This window comes from Cellulosimicrobium cellulans (genome assembly GCF_042723955.1).
Taxonomy (GTDB): domain Bacteria; phylum Actinomycetota; class Actinomycetes; order Actinomycetales; family Cellulomonadaceae; genus Cellulosimicrobium; species Cellulosimicrobium cellulans_H.
Genome location: NZ_JBHXIC010000116.1, coordinates 1 through 4,516, shown reverse-complemented (window position 1 = coordinate 4,516; position 4,516 = coordinate 1). Strand labels below are relative to the sequence as shown.

The 4,516-nt window shown below is 71.9% G+C and carries 4 protein-coding genes and 1 tRNA gene; 2 read left to right on the top strand and 3 right to left on the bottom strand.

Annotation, left to right across the window (positions count from 1 at the left end; translation table 11 throughout):
- Positions 1-78: 78 nt before the first annotated feature.
- The 3 genes from ACFWH7_RS19515 to ACFWH7_RS19505 form a co-directional block, all read right to left on the bottom strand.
- Positions 79-155 (bottom strand) — tRNA-Pro (locus ACFWH7_RS19515).
- Between the two features lie 156 nt (positions 156-311).
- Complete coding sequence (locus ACFWH7_RS19510) at positions 312-1,277, bottom strand: metallophosphoesterase (protein WP_378219080.1); 966 nt, start codon at positions 1,275-1,277, stop codon at positions 312-314.
- Positions 1,274-3,679 (bottom strand): transglycosylase domain-containing protein, encoded by a 2,406-nt coding sequence (locus tag ACFWH7_RS19505; RefSeq protein WP_378219068.1) that lies wholly within the window; start codon positions 3,677-3,679, stop codon positions 1,274-1,276. Before ACFWH7_RS19505 ends, ACFWH7_RS19510 begins: the two co-directional genes overlap by 4 nt.
- Before the next feature lie 129 nt (positions 3,680-3,808).
- Between ACFWH7_RS19505 and ACFWH7_RS19500 the strand changes: the two genes are divergently transcribed.
- Entirely contained in the window at positions 3,809-3,973 is a 165-nt protein-coding gene (locus ACFWH7_RS19500) for a hypothetical protein (RefSeq protein WP_021481786.1), read from the top strand.
- The gene (locus ACFWH7_RS19495; protein ID WP_378219065.1) at positions 3,973-4,461 is read left to right on the top strand and encodes a RidA family protein; all 489 of its coding nucleotides are present in this window, start codon (positions 3,973-3,975) and stop codon (positions 4,459-4,461) included. The genes ACFWH7_RS19500 and ACFWH7_RS19495 overlap by 1 nt, the downstream gene beginning before the upstream one ends.
- Positions 4,462-4,516 lie beyond the last annotated feature (55 nt).

The following is a 4,516-nucleotide window of genomic DNA, read 5'->3' as shown; positions in this document are numbered from 1 at the left end:
GGGGGTGGGGGGGGGGGCGGGGTCTCTCTCCCTCGCGGCTTCTCGCGTGTTTGTGGGGGGGGGGGCGGCCCTTTCGGCTGGTCGGGGTGACAGGATTTGAACCTGCGACCTCTTCGTCCCGAACGAAGCGCGCTACCAAGCTGCGCCACACCCCGGTTGCTCGTCCGCACGATGATCGACGAGAAGACCTCGTCTTCCGCGCGGGAAGCCTGCTCAGAATAGCCGACGAAGTGCCGTGCCACGAAACTCGGTCCCCGTGACCCCCGCGACACCCGGTAGCGACGCTCTCCGGACGCGGGCGCGCGGACCTCTCAGCGTGCCGTCAGGGTGAGCAGCGTCGCCTCGGGGCGGCACGCGAACCGGACCTGCGCGTAGGGCGACGTGCCCGCCCCGGCGGAGACGTGCAGCCACGTCGAGTCCTCGCCGCCCGGGGCGTCGGGCCGTGCACCGGGCCAGCCGTGCAGTCCCTTCGCCCGCTTGCGGTCGATGTCGCAGTTCGTCACGAGCGCGCCGAACCCGGGCACGCAGAGCTGACCCCCGTGGGTGTGGCCGGCGAGGACCAGGTCCGCGGCGTCGTCGTGCATGGCGTCCAGGACGCGCCGGTACGGCGCGTGCGTCACCCCGACGCGGAGCACCGGGCCGTCGCTCGACGGCGGCTCAGAGCCTGCGCCGGGGGTGTCCGGCGCGGAGGGAGCCGGGAAGACGTCCCGGTCGAGGTGGGGGTCGTCTACGCCCACGAGGTCGAGGCGGACCCCGCCGACCTCGAGGACGTCGCGACGGTTCGTGAGGTCGACCCACCCCGCGTCACGCATCGCCGCCGCCAGCTCCCCGGCCGGGAGCAGCCGGGCCTCGCGGGCGAACGGCACCCGCGCGTCCGGCAGGAGGTAGCGCGCCGGGTTCTTGGGAACCGGCGCGTAGTAGTCGTTCGACCCCATGACGAAGGCGCCGGGCGTCGACGACAGCGGTTCGAGCGCGTGCAGCAGCGGGTCGATGGAGTCGACGTGCGCGAGGTTGTCGCCGGTGTCGACGACGAGGTCGGGCTCGAGCTCGGCGAGCGAGCGCACCCACTCGATCTTGCGGCGCTGGCTGGGGACCAGGTGGAGGTCCGAGACGTGGAGCACGCGCAGGTCGGGCGTGCCGGCGGGCAGCACGGGCACGGTCACCCGGCGCAGCGTGAAGAGCTTGGTCTCGACGTGCGCGTACGCGACGCCCGCCGCACCGACAGCGGCGAGCGCACCGAGCCCGCGCAGGGCCCGGCGCGGACCGACGGCGCTCAGCCGTTCCCCCCGCTGTCGAGGTTGTCGAACCACTCGCCGAGGTCGACGTCGTCGCGGCCGGCCCCGTTCCCGCGGTCACCGCGGTCGCCACGACCTCCGCCGGCGTCCGCGTCGGGCTGGTCGCCGCCGCCCTGGTCACCACCGCCGCCCTGGTCACCACCGCCACCCTGGTCACCACCGCCACCCTGGTCACCACCGCCACCCTGGTCGCCGTCGCCGTCCCCCGGGTTGGAGGGCGCCGAGGGCGGCGGGGCGGGGGCGTTGATCCGGTTCCAGTCCGGGCCGGCGAAGCCCGGTGCGGGCTGCCCGGCGAGGATCTGGTTCATGTAGTCGCGCCAGGTCGGGGCGGCCAGGCTCGAGCCGTACCAGAAGGACCGCGACTTGCCGTTGATCGTGAACCAGCGGCCTGTGTCCAGCATGTTCATCGGGACGTCGCTCTCGGCGTTGCCGATCCACACCGCGGTGACGACCTGCGGCGTGTACCCGATGAACCACGTGTGCGTGTTGTTGTTCGCGGTCCCCGTCTTGCCGGCGGCGGGGCGACCGTCGGCCAGGCCGTTCCCGCGACCCGAGCCCTGCGTGAGGACCTGCTGCAGCGCGTACGTGACGGTGTTGGCGACGGCCGGGTCGATCGCGTTCGCCTTGCAGTCGGCCGCCGGTACCGGGAGCTCTTGGCCGTCGGAGCCGAGGACCTTGGTGATGGCGACGGGCGCGCAGTACGTGCCTCCGCTCGCGAAGGTCGCGTATGCCGCAGCCATCTGCAGAGGCGAGGAGTTCTGGGTTCCGAGGATCATCGACGGACGGACCTCCACCTTGCCGTCGTCGTCGAGCATCGACGGCTGGAAGCCGGCCGCAGCGGCGGTGCTCGCCACGCCGCACAGGTCGAGCTGGCTCGCCATCGTCGTGTACGCGGTGTTGACGGAGTTGTACGTCGCCTTGAGGACCGACATCGACCCGGTGCCCGGGCCGTCCGAGTTCGCCGGCGTCCACGGTTCGCGGCCGAGCTCGGCCGCGTCGCAGCTCGCGTGGAAGTCGCGGCTGCCGACCCAGGTCCGCTTGTTCGCGCTGACCGTCTCGTAGAGAGAGTGGCCCTCGTTGAGCCACTGGGCGAGCACGAAGGGCTTCCACGTCGAGCCCGGGGAGAACCCGTTCGACGACCCGTGGGCCTGGTCGACGCTGTAGTTGACGGCGGTCGTGTTCGGCGCGGGGTCCTGGGTGTTGTCGAACGCGCGGTTCTGCGCCATGGCGAGGATCTTTCCGGTCCCCGGCTCCACGGTGACGATCGCGTCCTCGATCTTGCTCGGGTCGTCCGCCGGCACGGCCGCCGCCGCGTGCTGCTGCGCGGCCTTCTGCATCGCGGGGTCGAGCGTCGTGTAGATGTCGAGGCCGCCGCGGTAGAGCAGCGTCTGGCGCTCCTCCTTGGTCTCGCCGAACACGGGGTCGGACATGATGATCTTCGTGACGTAGTCGCAGAAGAACGCGGCGCCGTCCTGCGCGGCCTGGCAGCCCGCCTCGAGCGGCTGGATCGCGAGCGTGTCGGCGATCGGCTGGGCCCGGCCCGTGTCGTACTCCTCCCGGGTGATGTACCCCTGCTGGTACATCTGGTTGAGCACGATGTCGCGGCGGCTCTGGGCGTTCTCCGGCTCGGTGGTCGGGTCGTACGTCGACGGCGCCTTCGTGATCCCCGCGATCGTCGCGGCCTCGACGTAGGTGAGGTCGATCGCGCTCTTGTTGAAGTAGTGCCGTGCCGCTGTCTCCACGCCGTAGACCGAGCGGCCGAACTGCGCGATGTTGAGGTAGCCCTGGAGGATCTCCTCCTTGGTCATCTTCTTCTCGAGCGCGATGGCCAGCTTGGCCTCGCGCGCCTTGCGCCCGAGCGACTTCTCGTTGGCCTCGTAGAGGGCCATGGTGTCGTCCTCGCGGACCGCCTGCTCGATGAGCACGTTCTTCACGTACTGCTGCGTGAGCGTCGACGCTCCCTGGGTGTCGCCGCCGGTGATGTTGTTCACGACCGCGCGGGGGAGGCCTTCGACGTCGACGCCGCCGTGGTCCCAGAAGCGCTTGTCCTCGATCGCGATGACCGCGTTCTTCATCGCGTCGGAGACCTGGTCCAGCGGGACGACGATGCGGTTCTCGGTGTAGAACGTCGCGAGGCGCGTCGTGCCGTCGTTCGCGTAGATGCGCGACTGCTCCGACAGCGGGCCGGGCTCGAGGTCCGCCGGCAGCTCGTCGAAGACCTCGACCGCGGTGTCGGTCGCCGTGTTCGCCCCGGCGGCGAGCGGGACGAGCAGCCCGGCGGCGAGCACGCCGCCGACGCCGGAGACCAGCACGAACGCCAGGAAGAGGGCGACGAGCTGGTACGCGTTGATCTGCCGGCCGCGAGGACGCACAGGGGAAGCCATGGTGACAACCCTACGGGAGCGACCCCGGGAGGGCCCCGGGATCCCGGGGCTCGCGGGTGTGCGGGTTGTGTAAGCATCCCGCGGCGGTGCCCGCGGGTGACGCCCGCGGCGGCCGACTACGCTCGGCCCATGGCAACCACGTGGGAGTACGCGACCATCCCCCTCATCATCCACAACACCAAGGCCGTCCTCGACCAGTGGGGCTCCGACGGCTGGGAGCTCGTCCAGGTCGTCACCGGCCCGGACGGCAACGGCCTCGTGGCCTACCTCAAGCGTCCGACCGGGGAGAAGTAGTGGCGGGGTTCCCCACCGGGACGATCGCCGCGCGCCTGACGGAGCTCGGTCTGACCCTCCCCCCGGTGGCGGCGCCCGTCGCGGCCTACGTGCCGGCGGTGCGCTCGGGCCGGTACGTCCACACGTCGGGCCAGCTCCCGTTCGTCGACGGCGCGCTGCCCGCCACGGGCAAGGTGGGTGACGGCGAGGGCCTCGTCGCGCCCGCGGACGCCGCGGCGCTGGCCCGGCAGTGCGCGCTGAACGCGCTCGCGGCCGTGCACGACGTCGTCGGGAACCTCGACCAGGTCGCCCGCGTCGTGAAGGTCGTCGGGTTCGTCGCGAGCGACCCGTCGTTCACGGGCCAGCCCGGCGTGGTCAACGGCGCGAGCAACCTTCTCGGGGAGGTCTTCGGCGAGGCGGGCGTCCACGCCCGCAGCGCCGTCGGCGTCGCGGTCCTGCCGCTCGACGCCCCGGTCGAGGTCGAGATCGTCGTGGAGCTCGCGGAGTAACGCGCCTCCGCCACGAGAACGGGGTCGGCGGCCAGGTCCTCGCGGACCCGGTCGC